Raw genomic sequence first — 23,110 nt, 5'->3', positions numbered from 1 at the left:
CGAATTCGTTTCGGTAAGCCAGACATATCAATCGGAAGACCTTGGTAAGCAGCGGATTGTTCGACCCACAATCCATTATCCAAACGGAAGGCCTTCATCACTGGATGAAACACGATATCGATTGGAAATGCCTCGGCAAAATCTCCATCCAAAATCTCATTCATATACCCATAATTGTCGGAGGCTTCATCGGCAGATGGGTCAAAGGTAATTGTGTAAACTGACATTGTTCGTTCTTCAGCTTTGGGTGCCGTAACAACAGTGAAACTTGCTATTAGACTTGAGAGTGCGACTCGAAACAGTCGCCGCCTGTTTAGTATCGTCATGAAAAATAGCCTGCGCAATAATGTTGTTCAATGTGTATTGGCCAAATGGAACGGACTCAACCTATCGGCGCACGAAAGATGGTATTGAGATGGTCAATTGCATGGTGGCAACGGAGCACAATACTCTCGAGTTAATGGTTGGACTGTATGCTAATAATTTTGGCACCTTCAGTCCTCTTGTCGAAAGAAATGGGCAATCGAAATACACAAACCGCGAAGGCCAAGATGCACCGTTGCATTGGCCTGGGGACGGTTCCGAACAATTGTGAAAACGAGCCTTCGCTTCGGCGCTCTCTGGTGCCGTCGCCACAATCGGTGTGCCAGCGTCTGGGAATTCGCGAATTGATAGTTGACCCCGGATCAAGTCCGGGGATGCCAAGAGGAGGTTCACTGCGCCCCAAGGGGGCATTCCCGCACTTGATGCGGGATCAAAACTAACTAACTAACTAACTAACTAACTAACTAGCCAACCACCTCAACAATATCCAAAAACACATTCGCTTCAGCGCTTTCCGGTGCTGTTGCAACAATCGGTGTGCCAGCGTCTGAGCGTTTGCGGATATTTTCGTGGTTACTTCATCGAGCTAGACACCCGACGACGATGTTTTCAAATTGAAGGGTACCAATTTGGTGAAACCCAGCGGCGTACTGAGCTAGCTTACTCTACCAACTGGGCCACGATCTCATCCTTTAAGCCCAAATCCATATCCATCTTGTCCATGCATTTTAGCAGCCAGCTTTCGTTGCTGAGTTGCTCGACTGCGCTGTCATATGCTTTGCGAACTGTGTCACCATAAGCATTTTCAGCAACTTCCCAAGCGGATTGAGGGATTGGTTGCCAGCGCGATTGCATGATCAGAAGATCGATTAGATCGCGACTGAGCACTGCTTTGTCGGACCATCGATCTGCGTTTGCGAGTAACTTCTCAGCATACATGCAATCTCGATTTAAAACAGGTACGCCGTAGCGTTTGTCCATTTTTCCAACTAAGTCGATGCGGCTTTCTCGCACAATCTCAAATTTGATTTTTGTGTTTTCGATGCCGACAAATGAGCGGATGCCATATTGGTCTGCTTGCACTTCTCTGAGAACTTTAATTTCAGTGTATGGACTTAAAATTCCAAACATGCCCTGAGGTCCATAGACCGCTTGTCTTAGTTTACGGTAGCCAGCTTTTGACGAGCACAAAAAGTCGATATCTATGCTCTCACGATATTCATCGAGATCGAGTACAATGGCAGTGCCTCCACCAAAGAAGCATTCAGCATCTCGTAGCAGATCGCCATTCAAACTTTGTAGAACTTTGAGAATATCTTTGTGGTGTTGTCGTCGAAACATCTTCGCTCGCGCTTGATCGGTTGTCAGGCTACCAACAAACATCCATTGCCAAATTTGTCAGCCAAAAGTTTTACCAAGGCTTTTTCACGACGGGTTATTGCATCTTGATCAACAAAACGCCAATTTCGCTCGTAAAGCGCAAGCGCATCCGCTCCGTCAACAACGGCATTGTCGTGACGGTTCCAGCATATCTGCCGCAATTGCGGATAATCTTTTATTTCAACGTTCATGTCACCCTCAGGAGGCTTTCAATATTTCACAGGCAATATAGTGCTGAAAACGCCAAAAATCAATGAACAACTATCATAATGACTAAGGCTGTGCCCGCCAACGCCTTCTAGCCAACCACCTCAGCAATATCCAAAAACGCCTTTGCTTCTGCACTCTCTGGTGCCGTGGCGACAATAGGTGTGCCTGCGTCTGAGCGTTCGCGGATATCCATGTGCAAGGGGATTGCACCAAGGAATGGAACGCCGAGTTTTTTGGCGGTTTCTTGTGCCCCGCCGGAGCCAAAAATGTCGGATCGGGTGCCGCAGGATGGGCAGAGGAAATAGCTCATGTTTTCGACGATGCCCAAAATGGTGACTTTGGTGCGGGCGAACATGTCGATGGCTTTTTTAGCGTCGATTAGGGCAAGGTCTTGCGGGGTGGAAACAATGATTGCGCCGGTTAGGGGCACGCTTTGGACGAGCGAAATATGTACGTCGCCGGTGCCGGGCGGCAGATCAACCACCAATGTGTCGAGGTCGCCCCAATCGGTTTCGCGCAGCAATTGGCGCAGGGCGGAGGTGGCCATGGGGCCGCGCCACACGACGGCTTGATCGCCTTCGAGCATCGAGCCGATAGACATGACTTTGAGGCCATAGGCTTCGTGCGGGGTGAAAATGCCATCGTCGCGCATGGCGGGTTTGCCTTCTAGGCCCAAAAGTTTGGGCATAGACGGGCCGTAAATGTCCGCATCCAAAATGCCAACTTTTTGGCCTTTGGCTTGCAGCGCCAGCGCAAAGTTTACGGCGGTGGTGGATTTGCCTACGCCGCCTTTGCCTGAGGCAATGGCGATGATGGATTTGATGCCTTTTACCGGCTCTTTTGGTGGCGGGCCGGGCTGGCGCGGTTTGGCGGTGGCTTGGGCGCTTTGCGCCTGCTGGCGATCTGAGGTGACAGAAATCATCACCTTGCGCTCGCCTGCAATTTTGCTGACCGCTTGTTCGGCTTGGTCGCGCACCGGGGCAAAAGACGCCTCTAGTCCCGGTGCAATGGTGATGGCGAACGCGATGGCGCCTTTAGTGATGATGATATCGCTCATACCAGCATACCCAGCCAGTGGCGCGCCGCCGGGCAATTGCACAGTGGCTAGCGCTGCGCGTACTTCATCTTCCAAAGCTTTATCGCTCATCTTATTTTCCGTTCGCAAGTTTTCGTCGTGTCAGTTAAAGGATTTTCTGACCCGTTGATGCCCAATCTTTCACAAAGGCGTCTAGGCCTTTTGCGGTCAATGGATGCTGCACCAATTGGCGGATAATGCTTGGTGGAATAGTTGCCACATCAGCACCTGCAATCGCCGCATCTGAAACATGATTTGCAGAACGAATTGAGGCTGCAAGAATTTCAGTTTCATACCCGTAATTGTCGTAAATGGTGCGGATATCATCGATCAACTGCATGCCATCAAGGTTGATATCGTCCAAGCGGCCAATGAACGGCGAAATGTACGTTGCGCCCGCTTTGGCGGCGAGCAATGCTTGATTGGCAGAAAAGCACAATGTGACGTTGGTTTTAATGCCCTTGCCAGAGAAATATTTGCAGGCCTTTAGGCCGTCCATAGTCAAAGGCAATTTGATCACAACGTTTTTGGCGATCTTGGCGAGGTGTTCGCCTTCTGCCACCATGCCCGCATAATCGGTTGCGGCAACTTCGGCAGAAACTGGACCGTCAACAATGTCGCAAATCTCTTTGACCACTTCTAAGAAGTCACGGCCAGATTTAGCGATCAAGCTTGGGTTGGTTGTTACACCGTCCAAAAGACCTGTTTCATTGAGTTCTTTAATGTCTGCAACTTCTGCAGTGTCGACGAAAAATTTCATGGCTCACCTAATTTGGTTCTGGCGTCAAAATGTGGGGCCGTTGTCTCACAAATTGCCCCCCTATCGCAAGGCGCAAAACTGCATTTTGAATTCATCAGTTTTCGCTGCGCGACAGGCGCGGACCATAATGCATGTTGTTTTATTTATCAAATGGTCAAATTTTACTTTTGTTGCGATCGTTCACCGCATCGGATAGCACTGCGCCATGGCGAACAATTTGCAAAATATCAAACTAGAACCAGACTGCGAAAACTGCGCTGCCTACTGCTGCGTGGCGCTGGCATTCGATAAGTCAAACATGTTCGCCTATGACAAACAGGCCGCCGAACCCTGCAAACATTTGGATGAGGCGCACAGCTGCACCATCCACGCGGACTTGGACGAGCAAGGCTTTAAAGGCTGCGTACGCTACAATTGCTTTGGCGCGGGGCAACGCACGTTCCACGAGATTTTTGAAGGCCGCTCATGGCGCGACCATCCGGATCAAGCACAAGAGATGTTTGATGCTTACCGCGTGATGCACAAAGTGCATGAGTTTTTGGCCCTCTTGCGCGAAGTGCGCAAACTAAAACTCGACGAAACGCAAGTCAGCCAGGTGGCAAATTTTGAGGCTGAACTCACGCCCCTCCCCCCCTGGACCAGCGCAAATTTGATTGCGTATGAAACGTGCGGCACGTTTGAGGAAATCCGGGCGTTTTTTACGGGGTTAAGGGATCGGGTTTAGGCTAGTTTCGGCTTATTCTGTTGAAAAACTCTTCTTGATTATGTGTTGTAGTACTGATTCAATTTCCTTGTTGATCATGGGGAATTTGAACGATGATGGGACCGCGTAAAGAAGCACAATCTGCGCTGTTTTATGAGTTTTGTTTAGAAGATCATGTGCCTGACGAACACCTGTTACGCCGCATCGAGGCTATCATTGATTTGTCGAGTTTACGTCAGCACCTTGCGCCTCATTACAGCTCAACCGGACGCCCTTCGATTGATCCTGAACTGATGATCCGGATATTGTTGGTCGGTTACTTGATGGGCATTCGGTCTGAGCGGCGTCTTTGTGATGAAGTGCATTTGAACCTGGCCTATCGCTGGTTTTGTAAGTTGGATTTGACCGATGAGGTTCCAGACCATTCTACTTTTTCGAAGAACCGACATGGCCGCTTTCGTGACAGCGAGTTGTTGCGTCATGTGTTTGAGAGCGTTGTTGCTCAATGCATTGAGTTTGGTTTGGCCAGCGGCGAGCGTTTGGCAGCCGATGCCAGCATAATTGCTGCAGACGCAAATCGCCAAAACTCTTCTCGACAAGAAGATTGGGACCCTGAGGCCATTGATCCGACATCTGCCCCACGCGCCGTTCGGGAATATCTCGAGACGCTTGATGATGCCGCTTTTGGCGCAGCCAGCCCGGTAAAACCCAAATATACTTCGCATTCAGATCCTGCAGCTCAATGGACTGGTGCACGCGGCGGGCCAGCTTATTTTGCATATTCCGCCAATTATCTCCTTGATACAGACAATGCGATCATCCTGGACGTCGATGCTACGCGGTCCATACGGCAAGCCGAGGTCAGGTCTGTTCAGATCATGATTGATCGACTGAAACGCAAGTATGATATGAAACCGGAGCGATTGATCGCTGACACGGCCTATGGAACTGGCCCTATGTTGGAATGGTTGGTTGTTGAGCGTGGGATTGCGCCACATATCCCTGTCTTTGACAAGTCAGGTCGCAAAGATGGAACGTTTGAACGGGCTGACTTCACCTTTGATGAACATGATGATCGCTACATCTGCCCAAGCGGAAAAGAGCTCAAGCAATATCGGCGCGCCTTCACAACACCAAGATCCGGACCAAACAAAGATGCAACCCTTCGGTATCGTGCACAAAAGTCCGATTGCGATGCCTGTGCACTAAAATCAAAGTGCTGCCCCAAGCAAGCAGCCCGCAAAGTCACAAGAACAATCTTTGAGAGTTCACGTAATGAAGCACGTCGTTTAGCTCAAACGCATCAATATGCGATCTCGCGAAAACTGAGAAAGAAGGTGGAGATGTCGTTTGCCCATCTCAAACGAATACACGGCTTAAGTCAGCTCAGATTACGTGGACCATGTGGCGCAAATGATGAATTCCTCCTCGCTGCAACCGCTCAGAACCTCAAAAAGCTAGCAAAATGGGCAACAAACCCAATGCCAACGCCAAAACCAGTGTAAATCGGTGGTACGCAAGCTCTATCTGCATTCCGGGATTGCAAAATATAGCCGGTTTTTCAACGGAATAGGCCCATAGCTGCCGTTCGCAGCACGCCAATTTCCAACGACCATGCTCTTCAAACCAGACATTCAGGCCAATTACGCATTTGAGTGTTCTCAAATTGACCGCGGTGCTTGACTTCGGAAGGCTGTATAATCTTGCGCGCATTGGGTTGTCGCAGGGGTAAAATTTGTCATCGAAGCCATCATACCGCAATATTATGCCGCTGAAAGTTTGAGTGCTGAGGTTGGAGGGTATGGCGCAAAGGATTTGTTATGCCTGACTTATCAAACCTTCCAATGATCATTCCTTCAAAACATGCTTGGAACCACGGTAGAATAATTGGCCAAAAACGGCCGCTACTGCCCAAACATGTTTGGGCCATCAGGGTCCGATTGGAACTCGCAAATGCGCTACGTGACCTTGCGCTGTTCAATATGGCCATCGATAGTAAACTGAGAGGCTGCGATCTTGTTCGATTGAAAGTGGCGGATGTGTTCACTGCGGGCAGCGTCAAAGAGCGGACGTCAATCCTGCAGAGCAAAACCAAAACACCGGTTCGATTTGAAATCACCGCAGGAACAAGGGCTTCTGTTTCAGACTGGATTGCCCAACCAGTGATGAGTGGTCATGACTATCTATGGCCCAGTCGATTACAGGATCGTCCCCATATCTCAACGCGGCAGTATGCACGAATGCTCAAAGATTGGGTGGCGGCGATTGGTCTTGAGCCTAGTGCATATGGAACCCATTCAATGCGAAGAACCAAAGTAGCGCAAATTTACAAGAAGACAGGAAATCTGAGGGCCGTCCAACTCCTTTTGGGCCACACAAAAATGGATAGCACTGTGCGCTATCTGGGTGTCGATTTGGAAGATGCGCTTTCAATATCCGAAGGGGTCGAAATCTAGCAAGCAATGGGCTGGCAAGGCGCCAGTCCATCCAAAACCAATTCAATGGATTGCGCTATTTTTGGATGGAACTGTATTCAATTTGTGTTTTTGTTACCTACATCAATTCAACAGTCGTGCTTACTGATCTATCTTTGGCTTTCTTAATCGCATTTTGACCGTGGACATAGAAAATGGATAGTATGTCGGAACCTTCACGCCAGCGAAGCACACGCCCAACGTCGTCTGGGAAAATGTTCGACTTCAGGTCCCTGGATACTCGCTTTGCGTGACCAAACGGGGTGATGAAATCCACAAACCACAAACGATCACCAGACTCCCAGTCATCTGGTGACAAGAGTCGCGTATTCTGCACGTAGGCTCGCTCAGCGCGCTTGGACATATGTGCCCAACTGACATAGCCGACAGGCTGATCGCCATCATGGTAGAGCCTGAAACGCTGCTTTGAGATGGCAGGCATCACCCACTGTTCAATGCTTGCGATACTCCAATCGCGGTGAAGGTTTGACTTTGTTAAAAGCCAAACCACCTCACCTAAGATCTGCGCATTCGATGTAATCTTTTCACTGCTCATGCGACAGCTCCAGTTCTATTCATTCTGAAAGCTACGCCGCCTGCCACGCACTAGTTACCGCGACTTGCACCTGACTGGGCAAGTCTGTTGATTTAACGCCATAAGCTGTTGTTCCGTCATTTGGACTAAACGATGCCATCGCATTCACTAACTGCTGAACGCCAGAATAAGACAAATAGGAGTCGCCCGCAGCGAACCCATCAATTGTCCGCTTACTTTGCGAACCTACATACCAGTCAGAAACAGTGATCGAGTCTTCAGTGCCGAGCAGTTGAACAACCAAATCATCGCCGTCCTTGCGGAACCAGATCGCACTGGTTTTTATGTCATCCTCAAATTCGATTGTGTCATTCACAGTGGAGTTCAAAGGTGCGGCACTAACGTATCTGCTGTGTAATGGCACAGAGGATGATGAAGATTTGACTTGTCCTGCTACGCCAGAATTGATGCCATTGTACGTATCTCGCCCATCTCCATAGCCAAACCGATAAATATCAGCACCGGCGCTCGCTTGATAGATATCGTCGCCGGTATCGCCCAGGATCACGTCAGTGCCTGAACCACCAGTTATGGTGTCGTCGCCAGCTCCCCCAGAAATTGAGTTGCTGCCGGAGTTACCATAAATTGTGTCGTTACCTTCACCGCCAACGAGTAGATCATTCCCCTCGTTGCCATGCAGAATATCGTTTCCGTCTCCGCCGATCAGGATGTCGTCGCCGGCACCACCGTGCAGCGTGTCATTGCCAATACGACCCAGCAAGAAGTCGTCACCGCCGTTGCCGTACAGAATGTCATTCCCGCCAAAACCATCTAGCCAATCAGCAGAATTTGAACCGTTCAGAGTATCGTTTGACGACGTGACTGTAGTGCCGAGCAAGTCTGCACCGAGATAGGTGTTTGTTATGCTTGATAGATCAAAATCCATGCCGTCGAAGAACTGGAAGGCTTCAATCTTGTTGGTTGCATTGACCCAGCCACTGATCGTAACGCGATCTGCAACTTCAGACAGCACCACCTCTTCTTCGAGTGGATTAGTGACATAAATTTTAAGATCATTGCCGGAACGCTGAAGCACAAGATTCTCTAGCGTAATCCCGGAGCCAAACAAGAGCTTGTCGCCGCTGACCACTTTGCCGCCGTCACCGATTTGCAACGCACCACTGCCACTGTCAGCAATTACGTCTTTGCCGTTGCCACGCTCAAAGACGTAAGTATCGTTGCCGGTGCCACCAACTAGATTGTCATCACCTTCGCCACCCAACAAAACATCGTCGCCGCTCGAACCATTAATTTGGTCATTACTGCCTAAACCGGAAAGCCAGCTAGACTTGCCAGAGGCAGCTGAGATGGTTTCTCCATTGTCGTTGCCAGTTTTAAAGTCGACGACGTTGGCTAGATCAATCGCAAAGCCAGAACGGAAGCGGAAATCTTCAATTCTGAATTCGGCTTGATCCCAGTTTTTGATCGTTACACGGTCTTGGTTGGTATCCGTTTCTGAAAGAGGTTTTAGGTTTACGATCAGGTCTGCACCAGATTTTGTCATCAGAAGATCTGAGATGCCGATATAGGCACCAAACTGCAATGTATCCCGGCCACCTTCAGCAGCTTGGGTAATTGTACGGGAACCAGTCCGTGTTTCGTTGACCCAAACGGTTTTCCAGTGTTTGCCATCTTTGACAGATTTTTGCACCGCTTCAGTGTAGGTGTAAGCTTCTTGCACTTGTTCAAATGCAGTTTCGTCAATTGTGTCTTGACCATCACCACGGTTGAAGATGTAGGTGTCGTTGCCCAGGCCGCCTTTGAGCAGATCGTTGCCCGTGCCGCCCGTTAACACGTCATCGCCTGATCCGCCCTCGAGCGTATCGTCGCCATCTCCACCGATAAGGAAGTCTTTACCTGCACCGCCGAGCAAAATGTCATTGCCAGCACCGCCGTACAAATCATCAAGGCCATCGCCACCGTCAAGACGGTCATTACCGGAGCCGCCGATTAGATAGTCGTCACCAGCTTTGCCGATTAATATGTCATTGCCAGAACCACCTGAAAGCACATCACCTTTGGCGGTGCCATTTAGCGTATCGTTGCCCTCATAACCTGAAGCAGCATATTCGATTTCTGTCATGTCGAGAACAGTTTGGTCACCCAGTGAGAAGGTCTCAACGCGGTTCTTTGCGTTGCTCCAATCTTTGATGGTGACTTCGTCTGCCAATGCGCCAATTTGCAACGCATCATTCGCCAGATCACGAACACCAACGATTAGATCATTGCCGCTAATTTTGAACGCAAGGCTTGCCAACGCAATGGAATAGCCGAACTGTAAGATATCGTCGCCGCCTTCGATTTGGCGCCACTTTTTCTTGGTCCGATATTCATTGACCCACTTGCCAGTTTTACCACTCCGCTCATAATGAGAACCTGATACTTCTTGGTACTCTTCTTCCACTTGCGCATTGTCGTGGATGGTGTCTTTGCCATCGCCGCGGAAATAGAAGTACATATCATCGCCAGCGCCGCCATTGATGAAATCATCGCCCTTGCCAGCAAGAATACGATCATTGCCCGCACCACCGTGAATGGTGTCGTTGCCTTCACCGCCGTAAATAGCGTCGTCGCCTGCATCACCATAGACGGTGTCGTTGCCTTCTCCGGCAAGAATGACGTCGTCACCTGCGCCGCCCGAAATTGTGTCGTTGCCTTCATCCCCAAACAGGAAGTCTTTGCCATCGCCACCATTAATGGTGTCGTTGCCTGAGCCGCCAGTAACAATGTCATTGCCCGCACCTGCGGAAATCACATCATTGCCGCCAGCGCCTGACATAAAGTCGCCTGTTGCAGAACCAGTGAGCGTGTTGGAACTCATGTCGCCGTTGTAGCCTGCTGTGATGTGTGAGAAATCAAGCAACATGCCATCAACAAATTTGAAGTTCTCGACGCGGTTGCGCTGATCCATCCAATCTAGAATGGTCATTTGGTCGGTGGTGATGGTTGCCTCTGCGCCATGGTCTCGCAATTGAATGACGGCGTCTTGACCAACAATTGAGAACACGATGTCAGAAATATCGATGTTTGCACCGAACTGCAGTGTATCAATACCACTGTCCAATTCGTTCACAACCCAACGCTCACCTTCTTTGGTGACTATACGGTAGCCCACGCGATCTTCTTCGCGGTACTGGGTTTCTGTAATGGTTTTGGTGCCGGTTTTTGTGACATCCTTGTAAGCGGTAGACGTTTCCGTGCGCGAACCGGTCTTGGTTTCCATCTTGTACCCGGTGCGGGTTTCGTTGACATATCGGGTGCGCCAATGCTTGCCCGATTTGTAACGCTGCGCAACGCGTGCGTTATACTGATAAGCCACTTGTTCTTGGTATTGATAATTTACCTTGTTCTGGACCTGATAGGCGACTTTTTCAGTATATTGATATTGGACCTGCTTTTGCACATCGTAAGCAACAGTCACCTGATAGGTATATTGTTCGCTTTCCTGATAAGTGTACTTTTCCAAATACTGCTCTTCAGAATAGTCAAAGATCGTGTCCTGACCGTCGCCGCGGTTGAAATAGTAGGTATCGTTACCCGCACCACCTTCAAGCCGATCATTGCCTGCGCCGCCAATTAGTTTGTCGTCGCCCGCATTGCCATAAAGGCTATCATCGCCCGCACCACCAACAAGTACATCTTTGCTCGCGCCACTGATCAGCTTGTCTTTGCCAAGACCGCCTGAGAGCAAAGTATTGTCGTCTTTGCCCGCACTTGTGATCAGAATGTCGTCACCATCGCCGCCTGAAACGCTCTCAAAACCTTGTACTGTCGCGTTGAAGTTCAAATTCTTAGAGCCGTGATAGATCAGACCGTCAAAGCCTTCGCCACCACGAATATTGTTCAAATTGTCTTCATCATCAGCATAGATGGTGTCGTTGCCTTCACCACCATCCATAATGTCAGCGCCAGCGCCGCCGAACAAAATGTCATTGCCTTCTTGGCCCAACAATTCGTCATTGCCTTCACCGCCCGAAAGCATATCGTGACCGTCAGCGCCATGGATAATGTCGTTACCTGTGCCACCAGACAAGCTATCGTGACCAAGTCCACCTGCTAGCGTGTCATTGCCGCCTTTGCCATCAATGGTAACGCTTTGCTCGCCGTCCGTGATGAAGAAATCATCAAACTGTGTGCCTTCACCGCCAACATAGCCATTGTCGGTCAGATCAATATTGACCCCAGCTGTTGGGTTCACTGCGATGTAGTAGCTGTCAATTTCGCCGGTTTCAAACTCGATGTGACGACCATTCTCGTCTTCGGTGATTTTGTAGCCTTGGCCAGAATAATGTAGTTCAACATCACCATAGCTGCCCGACGTTCCGTCAGATTTGGTGAAGTCACCAATACCATGCACAACAGAGCCATCAGGCAAGACAATTTTGTCACCCTCAGCTTGCAGGTTTAAAGATGTAATACCAGCGGTATCAAGATCGACCAATTCGCCTTCTTGGCTTTCGCCATCCGAGTTGGCATCTTGCCACACCCGGAATTCCGACCAGCGAGCGTCCCGCGCGTCAAACACACCATCAAAATTGGTGTCAAAGACTTCGGTCAAACCTTCCAAATCGGTTTTGGCCGTGGCGCTCCATTCGGTAAACATAAATTCTTTGGACTGAGTAATGCGCCCATCTGCGCCCGCTGAACCGTCCGCAGCCAAATCAATCGCCAAAATCGCATCGTCCGCACCAACCCATGCAGTGGTTTCAATAAACCCATCGCCGTCCATGTCACGCTGAACTTTGGAATTGATATCTGCGATAATCTCAATTCCATCGCCATCCATATCCAAAACAATCGGCGCCATTGTGCCGCCGCGACCACCTCGACCACCGCTTTCAGGATCGGCTTCACGGGGTTTCCAAGTCTCCTTTTTCTCTGTCTGGTAGTTTGCGCCTTCGGGCGTGCTTGGTGTTTTTTGTTTCGCGGGAGGGGCTTGATAATTAGCACCCTCCGGATTGTTTCGTTTTTCAGCCTTTTGAGCAACACTTCCGCTGCGTTTAGGTTTTTTACTTCCAGTTAGACTAGGACCGGAAGAAGAGGAACCTGAACTTGAGCTACCACCGGAGGAGCCGCCAGTGTCTTCGCCTTGACGCGCCGCTTGAATACGGTCTCTATCTGCCTGTTGTTTTGCAGCTAGTTCCTCTTGGCGTTGCTGTTCAGCTAGGTCACGTGAGCGGCGTTCGCGTTCGCGTTCGCGAAGCATCTTACGTTCTTCGGCCATGCGCTGGAAGTCATCGAGGTCTTTCTGGCCTTCTTTGGCAACTTGCAAGGCCGCATTTCGATACGCACCATATTGAATTTGCGATTCGACATAGTTGTAAAGGTTCTTTACGCCATTAAAGAAACCATCAAATTGATGCCCGCCGGCACCAGGGACAAATTCCGTTTCGCCGTAGTGAACTCCTGTCCAGTGAAGTACGCTCTCGAACTCTTGGTTGGCGGAAAAATATGTCCACGAATTATCGGACGGTACATTCCACGGGCTGATTGCGCCAATCAAACCGTGACTTCCCAAACCATTCATACCAATTACTTTATCAGCTCTCCTGTCCAACATTTGGGCATACGGAACCCCCAGAGAGAAGCCAGTCGCCATAATATTGCTTCCCGAGTATTGGTCAGCGAAGTTGTTTAGGGAGCGATTATTAAGCCATGTTGATAGTCCCGTGCCAGTAAGAATGAGGCTTGTGTCGTCAATAGCATAATCAACAAAATCATTAGATCCTTTGGTAGAAATTACGACGTGGTTCGTAGTTTCGCTTTTGTAGGCGACAGAATACAAGTTACCAAACGCCCCATAGTTTGAAGCGTCAAATTCGTACCGATTGCCTTCGAATACGACTGGTTCACGTCCTTCACTTTGAGCTTGCGCTTGTATAAGCGCCGCCAACATTAGGTCGTCTAACTCAGTTGGTGTAATTCCCATAAGTATCTCCTAGAATTCCATCAGGAACGCTCGCGGCGCGACCCCGAACAAAACTTATATAGATTTTCAAAACTGGCGGATTTGGGGAGTCAGTAAACAAACCTTCGATGACACCATGTGTAAGCAAAATAGAATACTCTATATCAGTGATCTGACCGCCAAACTTAATTTCGCCTCGACAGAGTGCAGCAGTATAAAAGTGGCCGACGGTAAGGTCGGTGCATTTTTTTACAGAATTAGGGTCGCTGTTGCCAAACTCATCTGTATCGATGTCTTGGAGGTAGTTCTCAGCCTCAACATATTCAATGCCAAGTATCCCGCTGGATACCCGCTGAATAAACCAGCATTGTTCCTGTTTGTTTTCGCAATCAGGCACCACGATTCCGTATTTTTGTGCAGCACCGATTTCCACAGGTATTTGCGCAATGATCAAGCCCACGTTGTCAAACTCTTGCGCATTGTAACAGCCAAACGGTTGATCTTCGCAGTCAAACTCAAACGCGCGACCTAGATTGTAGTAGGAAAACTCACTAGAATTCGCCAATTTCCGCATATCTTCAACAAAACTGGGTTGTTCAAATATCAACTGCGATAGCGATGGTACAACCAAAGCATTACGGTAAGCAGTTTCAGCCAAAGCCAAAAATGCTATGAAAATTAAAAATGCAGCACCAGCTTTCCGTATCAATCAAAAAAACTCTTCATGTGGCAAAAATCAACTGAGTAGTGTGACAATTTCCACCACAAGCGGCCAGTTTTTTCAATTCAATTAGTGCAGATGAATATTGGAATATTGTCGTATTTCTACTTGACCTTCTCACTCCACTGTTGCAGGAAATGTTTGACCATTCGGTCTATTGTTCACAATTATACATATAATGAAATTTGAATATTTCGTCTTATTCGCCTTCAGCAGCTTTCACTAGCCAAGCGTAAAATCCATCATTTTCAATAAGTTGCTTGTGATTTCCTTGCTCTCTGATTTTACCTTCGTCCATAACAATGATGTTGTCTGCATTTCTGACCGTGGAAAGTCGGTGCGCAATGATGATCACCGTGCGGCCAACTGAGATTTTGCGTAGGTTTTCCTGAAACAGGCGTTCTGATTCGTAATCTAGTGCGGCTGTTGCTTCGTCCAGAATTAGAATACGTGGACGCACCGCAAGTGCCCGTGCGATGGCGATGCGTTGGCGTTGTCCGCCCGACAAGTTCGAACCGCGTTCCTCCAAGACCGTATCGTAGCCTTTGGGTAATTGCAGGATAAACTCATGCGCACCTGACAGTTCTGCAGCCTGCAAAATTGTCTTCATCGGCATGGCCGGATTAGACAATGCGATATTGTCGCGCACGCTTGAATTAAACAGGATGTTATCTTGCAGCACCACGCCGATCTGTCGTCGCATCCATGCAGGGTCCAGCAAGCGACTATCCATTCCGTCCAGCAACACGCGCCCGTTTTCTGGCACATGCAGGCGCTGAATGAGCTTGGTGATCGTCGATTTACCGGAACCCGAACGTCCCACAATACCTACAGTTGTCCCGGGTTCAATTTTCAAGCTCAAGTCGCGCAACACTTCCGCTTCACCGGGGCGGTATCTAAACGTAACGTTTTTTAGTTCGACCACACCCTTAAGAGGTGGCAAGCTTTCGGGCACAGAATTGTCTTTGGATTCTGTTTTGGTGTTCAAAATATCGCCGAGCCGTTCAATCGAAATGCGGAACTGCTGAAAATCTTGCCAGAGTTGCGCAATGCGAATAATCGGCTGGCTGACTTGGCCCGCCAGCATGTTGAAGGCAACAAGCTGGCCCACCGTCAACTGTCCGGTGATTGCCAGCTTTGCACCAAAATACAAAACAAGTGCGGTTGTGATCTTGTTGACCAACATCACTAGTTGCGATCCTGTCGAGCCAAGGGTGATGGTTCTAAATGACGCTTTGACGTAAGCGGCGAGGTTTTCGTCCCACCGCGCGCGCATTTGCGGCTCCACTGCCATCGACTTTAACGTTTCAGCGCCTGCAATGCTTTCCACCAAAAAGGCTTGGTTATTTGCGCCGCGATAGAAGCGCTCTTCCACCCGTCTTCGCAGTTCCGGCGTTATCAGCAATGAAATGGCGAGATAAAAAGGAATTGACCCCAGAACGATCAGCGTCAGCGTGGGGCTGAAGAGCCACATCACCGCAAAGAAGACAAAGGTGAAACTGAAATCAATCAGTACTGTCAGCGCTGAGGAGGTGATAAAATCCCGCACATTTTCCAGCTCACGCACTCGCGCAACAATTTGCCCGGTGGGTCGACTTTCAAAATACGAGATAGGCAGTTCAAGCAAATGCTTGAACAGTTGCGCACCAAGTTGCACATCCACCCGGCTCGTTGTGTGGGAAAACAAATAGGTCCTTAGCCAACCAAGCAACACTTCAAATATCGTTAGCCCCACCAAGCCGATCACCAATACATCAAGCGTGGTAAGTCCGCGATGCACCAAAACCTTGTCAATGATTACTTGAAAGAACAGCGGAGAGATCAGACCAAAAACCTGCAAGAAAAGGCTAGCGACTATGACCTCTGTGAAATGGGTCTTATATTTAGCGATAACGGGCAGAAACCAACTAAAGCCAAATTTAAGATCGCCGATCATATCTGCAGCGCGCTTCGCGATTAGGATCATTTGGCCGTCATAAACCAATTCAAAATCTTCGCGCGAAATCTCCTCAGGCGGCTTGCCAGCAAACTGCACCAGCAATTTGTCGTCCGCCGCTTTGGCCAGCAAAACAAAACGCTCGTCATTTAGCTTCGCAATGCCAGGAAGTGGAAGCTTTTGGATCTTCTTCCAATCTGCTCGGATGATTTTGGCTTTAAACTCTGCCCGCCGCGCGGCCCTTATTATTCCGGCGGCATCGACGATGCCGTTTTGGTTTGCAAATTCATGAGCAATTTGATCAGGGTTGGCGCGTTGGCCGTGGATCGCAAGTAGCGCACATATACACATGGCGCCGCTGTCTGATTGTTGCTGTTCATTGATATTGTTTTCACCAACACTCGACGACACTAAAAAAATCCCTTAAAAGCCAGATAGTTCAATAAAATATAATTTAAGTTGTCTTTTTTTCAGATTGTCCCATGAATGTAAACGCCAAATCTAAGGGCCTTAAACTAGGCCAAGCTGAACCCGCTAAATCTAAATCACCCAAACCGTCCAAGAAAGACAAGGATGCGCTTGAGTTTTTGCCCGCTGCACTTGAAGTAGCAGACACACCTCCACCCGCGCTGGGCCGAGTGTTGGCGATCACCATCGCATTGTTCTTCACTTGCGTCGTGGTTTGGGCAGCTTTGAGCCCCATCGATATCGTCTCTGTCGCTGATGGAAAAATCGTACCTACGGGCCAGATCAAAACAGTTCAGTCCGCGCAACCGGGCATTGTGACGAATATTCTTGTTCAAGAGGGCGAAAGCGTTTCAAAAGGGCAATTGCTTGTCGAGATTGACGCCACGGAAGTCAAAACTAGCCGCTTGCGCATTGAACATGAACTCAACAAGGCGGCATTAGAAGAAGCCGTTGCAATGGCGCTGCTCACCGACCAACCATTGGCGAGTTTCCAGCCGCCATCTGATGCAAAACCTGCGCTCGTTAATCTGTCAAAAGGGCTAATCGAAAGCCGTTGGGATAATCTAACCGCCGCACTTCGCGAGAACGATGCAGACAAAGAAACTGTCGATTCCACCGCGACAGCGCTCATCGATCAAGTCGCAGCCCGGGAGAAAACCGTCGTTGAATTCGAACAATTGCTAGATGCCGAATTGTCATTGCAGTCCCAAGGGCTTTCAACCAAATCTCAAACTGCAAATTTGCGTCTGCAACTCATAACCAACCGCACGGAACTACAATCTTTGCGCCAACAGCTCATTCAGACCGACCTGCGGCTTAATCAGCTGCGCGCGACAAGAGAGAAAATCAACGCACAGTTCCGTGGCGAAGTAAAACAACAACTTGCCACTGCAAGACAGCAAATCCTCATCACCCGCGAAGAGTTGCAACGTCAGTTGGAGCGTGAAAAACAGTTCCTCATTCTTAGTCCAGTAAACGGCACAATTCACGAGCTACTGTTGCACACAATTGGCGCAGTGGTTTCACCAGCCGAAACGCTTGCATCCATTGTTCCTGAAGGCGTCAAAATGGAAGTAGAATCAAAGCTTCTCAACAAAGACGTCGGCACAGTGGAAATTGGTATGGCTGCGGAAATTAAGCTGGAAGCTTTCCCATTCACCAAATACGGCGTGATAGATGGCACGGTGACCCACATCTCACCAGACGCACTCATTGATCCCCAGCTTGGCCCGGTATTCGTGATGAAACTTGCTTTAGACAAAGAAACCATTGGCGTTGATGGCAAGCAAGTCAAACTTGCACCCGGGATGCGCACAACAATTGAAGTAAGAACGGGAAACCGCACCGTTCTCGACTTCTTCCTGACCCCACTTTTGAGATACCGCGATGAGGCGATCAGGGAGCGGTGATTGAATCTGCGGAGCAACGGTAGAAATTGAGCTCGGTGACAGTCTCAGAAGCACTGCTTTTTGCTTCAGTCGAACGTCAGCTTTTTGGCGACTGGCCGGACGAAATCCAAAAATTTCGAAAGGCCGCTTCTCTAATTGGGTGTTTAGGTCAAGCTCTTTTTCCTTCTTATTGATGGGTCATTGTCACTCATCCGGGTCACGCTTCTCTTCGCAGTCTGTTTTGGCGTTCGATGGCGCCGCTGCATGCATGTGCTGGATTGACTATGGAGAGCCCCGCTTTCCGGCGCGCTTCAAGTTGCGCAGCAGTCATTTTCGGCTTCATCCACAGACCTCGTCCGGTGAGGACGACCCCCGTTAGGATTGGGTAGTTGGCGTTTTAGTTCATGCCATGCCTCCCACCTTGTCCTGACGGAATTCTGTACCATCGACCCACATTCGATGTAGTAAAACGGCTAGTTTGCGCGCAACAGCAACCACAGCTCTTCGACGACCTTTAGTGCGCATCAATCGCATCCCCCAAGATTTGAGCTGAGATCCCGCCATCGTGCGCATAAGCAATGCATTGGCAGCGGCATAAAGCACTGCGCGGACATCGCGATCCCCGGCTTTCGATATTCGACCAGGGTTGTCGTGCTCTCCTGATTGATACCGCCTTGGTGTTAAGCCAAAATGTGCGGCCACGGTGCGAGACCGCCTAAAACGTGTTGGATCATCGACGGCAGCTTTGAATGCTAGAGCAGCGATGGGACCAACACCAGGTACGGTCATCATTCTCATACATACTTCATCTTGCGAAGCTGCTCGTTTAACTCGTCGATCCAATTCCAGATAATGCTGATAAAGAACAACCCGCGCATCCAAGAGTGGGAGCAACGCATGTGCGAGCACATCATCCATTTCGATTAGTGGGCGAACGGTACCATCGAAGCTACCATGCTTGACTGTCTTTGGCAGGCGCACACCGAATATCTTCAATAATCCGCGGACCTCGTTTGCGAGATCCATTGTTTTCTTTAAAAGTGCCTTGCGAGTACTGAGCAAAGCACGCTGTCCGTGGGCTTCGCGACTTTTCATATGAACGGGGCTGAACCAGCCGGTGCGCAATACATGCGCGATGCCTCGAGCATCATTCTTGTCAGTCTTGTTTCGCATTGCTGACAGCGCAGCATTTACCTGACGTGCTTCCATACAAACAACGTCGAAGTTTGCGGCCTGCAATCCAAAATATAGATGTTGGCTCAAAGTGCCTGCTTCAAAGCCTACGCGTTCTATGCGAAAGTCCAAGCTTGATAGGCACTTCACAATGCCATCAACTTCACAAGCAAGCTCGCGTTCGAAAACCAAATTTCCCTTGGTATCAACAACGCATATCGCGCATGAGCGAAGCGACACATCTAGTCCTACAAAATATTCCATCATCTATCTCCCTTGTTCACAGCTATCCTGTGATCTTATCGGGAGCTTGACCTAAGTGAGAAGGCAGCCCAATTACGCATGCTTTCCGCCCGCTTTGACCAAAACAAGCCACTAAACCCCAGCCAACAACAAGTTCGTTTCCGAGTTCAAAATCCCATCGATCATGCGCACTTTGCGCAAGACACTATCAAACTCAGACAGGGAACCTGAGCGAATGTCGGCGATCAAATCCCAATTGCCGTTGGTGGAATGGATGGAAGCGACTTCGGGCAGGCCGCGCAATTTTCGGATAATGTCGGCGGTGGATTTGCCTGCGATCTCAATCATCATCACCGCGCGCACCTGATCATTATCGTAATCATCGCGTACCCGCACCGTGAAGCCGAGCAAGGTGCCGGACGCCAGCAGGCGGTCGAGCCGGTTTTGCACCGTGCCGCGCGACACTTTGAGCACTTCGGCGAGTTTAGCGAGGGACGCGCGCCCATCGGAGCGCAACAGGGAGACCAGTTCATGGTCGAGGGAATCAAGGATAAATTTGTCGGTTTGCATCACGTTCTGCCGTTTTCATATTTTACTCTGTCGATTTAAACAGTTTCATGCGAGAATTTGCAAGCTTTTGCCATTTTCTTTGAAATTTTAGCGCTGTAACATTGTTTTTTCTCAATTCTGACAACCAAATGGTTGCAACATCAGGGCCGCTAACCGATGAAATTTGACCACAATTCCTTGAACATCGTTCCGTTTGTGAGCGTGGATCACATGATGAAAATCGTGTTGCAAATCGGCGTGGAAGAAATGCTGCAAGGCATCGCTGGATATGTTGAGGACGATTTCAAACGGTGGGAACTGTTCGACAAAACGCCGCGTGTGCCTTCGCATTCTGAAAAAGGTGTCATCGAATTAATGCCGACAAGCGACGGCGAGGTTTATGGCTTTAAATATGTGAATGGCCACCCTGCCAACACCAAAGCGGGCCTGCAAACCGTCACCGCGTTCGGCATGCTTGCCGATGTGGCCACGGGCTATCCGGTTTTGTTGTCTGAAATGACGATTTTGACAGCGCTGCGCACAGCGGCCACATCCGCCGTTGCTGCCAAGCATTTAGCGGCCAAAGGCGCGACCACCATGGCGATGATTGGCAATGGCGCGCAATCAGAATTTCAGGCTTTGGCGTTCAAAGCCATTTTGGGCATTAAAGAAGTTCGGCTTTACGACGTCGACCCAGCCGCCACCGAAAAATGTGCGCGCAATTTGGCGGGCCGTGGTTTGAATGTTGTCGCCTGCACCTCTTCGCAAGAGGCGCTTGAAGGCGCACAGATCGTGACAACCTGCACCGCCGACAAGCAATATGCCACTATCCTCACCGACAATATGGTTGGCGCTGGTTTGCACATTAATGCGATTGGCGGCGATTGCCCGGGCAAAACGGAACTACACAAAGACATTTTGCTGCGGTCCGGAATTTTTGTGGAATATACGCCACAAACCCGCATTGAAGGAGAAATCCAGCAGCTGGACGCTGACTACCCGGTCACAGAATTATGGGAAGTGATCACCGGAAAGGCGAAGGGCCGCACCAGCGACGGGCAAATCACCTTGTTTGACGGTGTTGGCTTTGCGGTTGAGGATTTCTCAGCGCTGCGCTATTTGCGTGATCATTACAAAGCCACGGGATTTTATGAAGACCTGGATATGATTGCCGACCCTGATGATCCACGTGATCTGTTTGGCATGGTGCAGCGGGCGAAAACGCCAGAACAAGCGGCAAGCTAAATCCGATGTTGATGACACGGCGCAGCGTGCAAGCTCCGAACGCGGTGGTGATGGTGCGTCCGCACCATTTCCACCCGAACACCGAAACAGCGTCCGACAACAAGTTCCAAACATCCCCCACAGATGTGAGTGATATTGAGATTGCCAAACGTGCGTTTGATGAAGTGACGCGTGCGGTTGCAAAGCTTGAAACTTACGGCGTACGGGTGCATTTGTTTGACGACGAGGGTACTGCAACACCTGACAGTGTCTTCCCGAACAATTGGTTTTCCACCCACCCGGGCGGCCATATTGCCATTTATCCGATGTTTGCACAAAGTCGGCGCAAGGAACGGCGGGCTGATGTCATTGAGAAACTCAAGTGCTGCTATCGTGTGCAAGAAGTGGTGGATTATTCTGGATTAGAGCCAGATCAGATCTTTCTTGAAGGCACCGGGGCAATGGTTTTAGACCATGTTGAACGCGTTGCCTATGCGGTGAAATCCAACCGGCTCGACCCTATCGCTTTGGAACGGTTTTGTACGCACTTTGGCTATGAACCGATGGTGTTTGAAGCGCTGGATGAAAGCGGCGCAAACGTATATCACACCAACGTTTTGATGTGCATTGCAACCGACTTCGTTATGATTTCTACTGACATGATCGTCGACCCTAAACGGCGCGCCGAGATAATTGAACGCTTTGAGCAGTCCGGCCGAATTGTTGTCAATCTAAGCGCCAATCAGATCGCGTCATTTGCGGGCAACGCGATTGAACTCTCTGGCACAGATGGCCATGTTTTGGCCCTATCGCAAACTGCCGTTGACGCACTGAGCGATGAGCAAAAACGCATCATTGGCAAGAGCGCTAAACTGCTTCCGCTGAGCGTGCCGACCATCGAAATGGCCGGCGGCTCGGTGCGCTGCATGATTGCGGGTATTCATCTGACGCCTCGCCTTAAAAGCTAAAGCGCCCCATCATCCATCCAATTACGCGGCCGCTTTGTCAGCGATTGTTGTCGCTAGATAGCTGTTGCGGTTTTTGACGAAGGCGAGAAGCTGCTCATGATAGTCAGCAGGCACAGCATCGATTACGCTTTGGCGCGCCAAAACAGCATCGTGCCAATTGCGCAGTTTTTCAGAGCCCTGATAAAAATCGAAGTCGCCTAGATTTTCAAAGGACTGAATGTAGCGAAAAACCGTACCCCATACGCCATCTACCATGTGGAACTGATCGCCGGTGAAAAATGGCCCTTCAACCTGCTCCGCCACGCGGGCAAACTGTTCAAGCAAAGCTGTACGTTTGGCTTCAAATTCTTCAGCGGTGTCGACCGTGTAAAAACCCCACAATGTCGCCAATGCCTGGGACGCGAATTCAATCCATGCGCGATGACGGGCTTTTTGCAAAGGATCGGCGGGATGAAGTGAGCCCTGTGTGACTTCATCAAGATATTCAGCGATGACTTGGCTTTCGAACAACACATGTCCATCTGCCTCAAGCACTGGAACTTTGCCGAGTGGTGAAAGCTTTAGGAACCAATCTGGTTTGTTGGCTAAATCAATATCAACCCGCTCGAACGGCACCTCTTTCTCCGCCAAAACGATCAAGGCGCGCTGAACATAGGGGCACAGGGGAAAACTGGTCAGTTTGTAATTCGGCATACTTATCTCCATCTACATGCAACTGCATCTACATAGATCATCTTGTATTTAGATGCAACTGCATTTACATTCACATGATGGTGATGCGAGAAAATATTATGCCAAGTGAACAAACGCAAAAAGCATGGTGCGCCCTTTTCAGGTCGCACAAGATCGTGCTCGCAGAGATAGAAAACAAGCTGAAGGCCGCTAAGTTGCCGCAACTGCTGTGGTACGATGTGCTGTGGCAGCTTGAGCAAACTGCAGCTTGCGGTGTGCGGGCGTTTGAGTTGCAACCCAAATTGCTTTTGCCCCAATATGGCATGTCTCGACTGATCA

At 49.6% G+C, this 23,110-nt stretch carries 18 protein-coding genes and 1 pseudogene; 7 read left to right on the top strand and 12 right to left on the bottom strand.

Annotated features, from left to right (window positions below):
* The 5 genes from ACJAZW_RS11365 to fsa all read right to left on the bottom strand — a co-directional run.
* Positions 1-227: hypothetical protein (locus ACJAZW_RS11365; RefSeq protein WP_415158147.1), on the bottom strand; the 227-nt coding region annotated here is incomplete at its 3' end.
* A gap of 757 nt (positions 228-984) precedes the next feature.
* Positions 985-1,665 carry a nucleotidyl transferase AbiEii/AbiGii toxin family protein gene (locus ACJAZW_RS11360; RefSeq protein WP_415158146.1) on the bottom strand — a complete coding sequence of 227 codons (681 nt, stop codon included), beginning with the start codon at positions 1,663-1,665 and terminating at the stop codon, positions 985-987.
* A 23-nt stretch (positions 1,666-1,688) separates the two neighbouring features.
* On the bottom strand, positions 1,689-1,895 hold the full coding sequence (locus ACJAZW_RS11355) for a hypothetical protein (RefSeq protein ID WP_415158144.1): 207 nt from the start codon (positions 1,893-1,895) through the stop codon (positions 1,689-1,691).
* Positions 1,896-2,002: 107 nt separating this feature from the next.
* Positions 2,003-3,061 (bottom strand): P-loop NTPase, encoded by a 1,059-nt coding sequence (locus tag ACJAZW_RS11350; protein ID WP_415158142.1) that lies wholly within the window; start codon positions 3,059-3,061, stop codon positions 2,003-2,005.
* A gap of 34 nt (positions 3,062-3,095) precedes the next feature.
* Positions 3,096-3,749, bottom strand: a complete 654-nt coding sequence (fsa, locus tag ACJAZW_RS11345; protein ID WP_415158140.1) for a fructose-6-phosphate aldolase — start codon at positions 3,747-3,749, stop codon at positions 3,096-3,098.
* Positions 3,750-3,954: 205 nt separating this feature from the next.
* On the opposite strand from fsa, the gene ACJAZW_RS11340 reads away from it, so the two are divergent.
* The 3 genes from ACJAZW_RS11340 to ACJAZW_RS11330 all read left to right on the top strand — a co-directional run bounded on the left by ACJAZW_RS11340 (position 3,955) and on the right by ACJAZW_RS11330 (position 6,908).
* Complete coding sequence (locus tag ACJAZW_RS11340) at positions 3,955-4,473, top strand: hypothetical protein (RefSeq protein WP_415158138.1); 519 nt, start codon at positions 3,955-3,957, stop codon at positions 4,471-4,473.
* 92 nt (positions 4,474-4,565) lie between these two features.
* Positions 4,566-5,957, top strand: a complete 1,392-nt coding sequence (locus ACJAZW_RS11335) for a transposase (protein ID WP_415158136.1) — start codon at positions 4,566-4,568, stop codon at positions 5,955-5,957.
* 315 nt (positions 5,958-6,272) lie between these two features.
* Positions 6,273-6,908: a tyrosine-type recombinase/integrase gene (locus tag ACJAZW_RS11330; RefSeq protein WP_415158134.1), complete on the top strand. Its 636-nt coding sequence runs from the start codon at positions 6,273-6,275 to the stop codon at positions 6,906-6,908.
* 97 nt (positions 6,909-7,005) lie between these two features.
* Here ACJAZW_RS11330 and ACJAZW_RS11325 read toward each other — a convergent pair whose 3' ends face one another.
* The 4 genes from ACJAZW_RS11325 to ACJAZW_RS11310 form a co-directional block, all read right to left on the bottom strand.
* Complete coding sequence (locus tag ACJAZW_RS11325; RefSeq protein WP_415158132.1) at positions 7,006-7,482, bottom strand: toxin-activating lysine-acyltransferase; 477 nt, start codon at positions 7,480-7,482, stop codon at positions 7,006-7,008.
* 31 nt (positions 7,483-7,513) lie between these two features.
* Positions 7,514-13,450: a hypothetical protein gene (locus tag ACJAZW_RS11320; protein WP_415158130.1), complete on the bottom strand. Its 5,937-nt coding sequence runs from the start codon at positions 13,448-13,450 to the stop codon at positions 7,514-7,516.
* Complete coding sequence (locus ACJAZW_RS11315; protein ID WP_415158128.1) at positions 13,431-14,138, bottom strand: hypothetical protein; 708 nt, start codon at positions 14,136-14,138, stop codon at positions 13,431-13,433. Before ACJAZW_RS11315 ends, ACJAZW_RS11320 begins: the two co-directional genes overlap by 20 nt.
* A gap of 211 nt (positions 14,139-14,349) precedes the next feature.
* Positions 14,350-16,497 carry a type I secretion system permease/ATPase gene (locus ACJAZW_RS11310; protein WP_415158126.1) on the bottom strand — a complete coding sequence of 716 codons (2,148 nt, stop codon included), beginning with the start codon at positions 16,495-16,497 and terminating at the stop codon, positions 14,350-14,352.
* A 71-nt stretch (positions 16,498-16,568) separates the two neighbouring features.
* On the opposite strand from ACJAZW_RS11310, the gene ACJAZW_RS11305 reads away from it, so the two are divergent.
* The gene (locus tag ACJAZW_RS11305; RefSeq protein WP_415158124.1) at positions 16,569-17,963 is read left to right on the top strand and encodes an HlyD family type I secretion periplasmic adaptor subunit; all 1,395 of its coding nucleotides are present in this window, start codon (positions 16,569-16,571) and stop codon (positions 17,961-17,963) included.
* 381 nt (positions 17,964-18,344) lie between these two features.
* On the opposite strand, the gene ACJAZW_RS11300 is transcribed toward ACJAZW_RS11305, so the two are convergent.
* Together ACJAZW_RS11300 and ACJAZW_RS11295 are read right to left on the bottom strand one after the other, a co-directional pair.
* On the bottom strand, positions 18,345-19,382 hold the full coding sequence (locus tag ACJAZW_RS11300; RefSeq protein ID WP_415158122.1) for an IS110 family transposase: 1,038 nt from the start codon (positions 19,380-19,382) through the stop codon (positions 18,345-18,347).
* A gap of 108 nt (positions 19,383-19,490) precedes the next feature.
* Positions 19,491-19,928, bottom strand: coding sequence for an Lrp/AsnC family transcriptional regulator (locus tag ACJAZW_RS11295; RefSeq protein ID WP_415158120.1), 438 nt, complete (start codon positions 19,926-19,928; stop codon positions 19,491-19,493).
* A 156-nt stretch (positions 19,929-20,084) separates the two neighbouring features.
* Between ACJAZW_RS11295 and ACJAZW_RS11290 the strand changes: the two genes are divergently transcribed.
* Positions 20,085-21,152 carry an ornithine cyclodeaminase gene (locus tag ACJAZW_RS11290; RefSeq protein WP_415158118.1) on the top strand — a complete coding sequence of 356 codons (1,068 nt, stop codon included), beginning with the start codon at positions 20,085-20,087 and terminating at the stop codon, positions 21,150-21,152.
* A gap of 11 nt (positions 21,153-21,163) precedes the next feature.
* Positions 21,164-22,099, top strand: a complete 936-nt coding sequence (gene ctlX, locus ACJAZW_RS11285) for a citrulline utilization hydrolase CtlX (protein WP_415158116.1) — start codon at positions 21,164-21,166, stop codon at positions 22,097-22,099.
* Positions 22,100-22,120: 21 nt separating this feature from the next.
* Here ctlX and ACJAZW_RS11280 read toward each other — a convergent pair whose 3' ends face one another.
* Positions 22,121-22,792, bottom strand: coding sequence for a glutathione S-transferase family protein (locus ACJAZW_RS11280; protein ID WP_415158114.1), 672 nt, complete (start codon positions 22,790-22,792; stop codon positions 22,121-22,123).
* A 98-nt stretch (positions 22,793-22,890) separates the two neighbouring features.
* Between ACJAZW_RS11280 and ACJAZW_RS11275 the strand changes: the two are divergent.
* A pseudogene (locus ACJAZW_RS11275) lies at positions 22,891-23,110 on the top strand (MarR family transcriptional regulator); the annotation flags it as partial.

Source organism: Maritalea sp. (assembly GCF_047634455.1).
In the GTDB taxonomy this organism is placed as follows: domain Bacteria; phylum Pseudomonadota; class Alphaproteobacteria; order Rhizobiales; family Devosiaceae; genus Maritalea.
The sequence above is the reverse complement of the archived record's forward strand: the minus strand, read 5'-3'. Positions and strand labels throughout refer to the sequence as shown.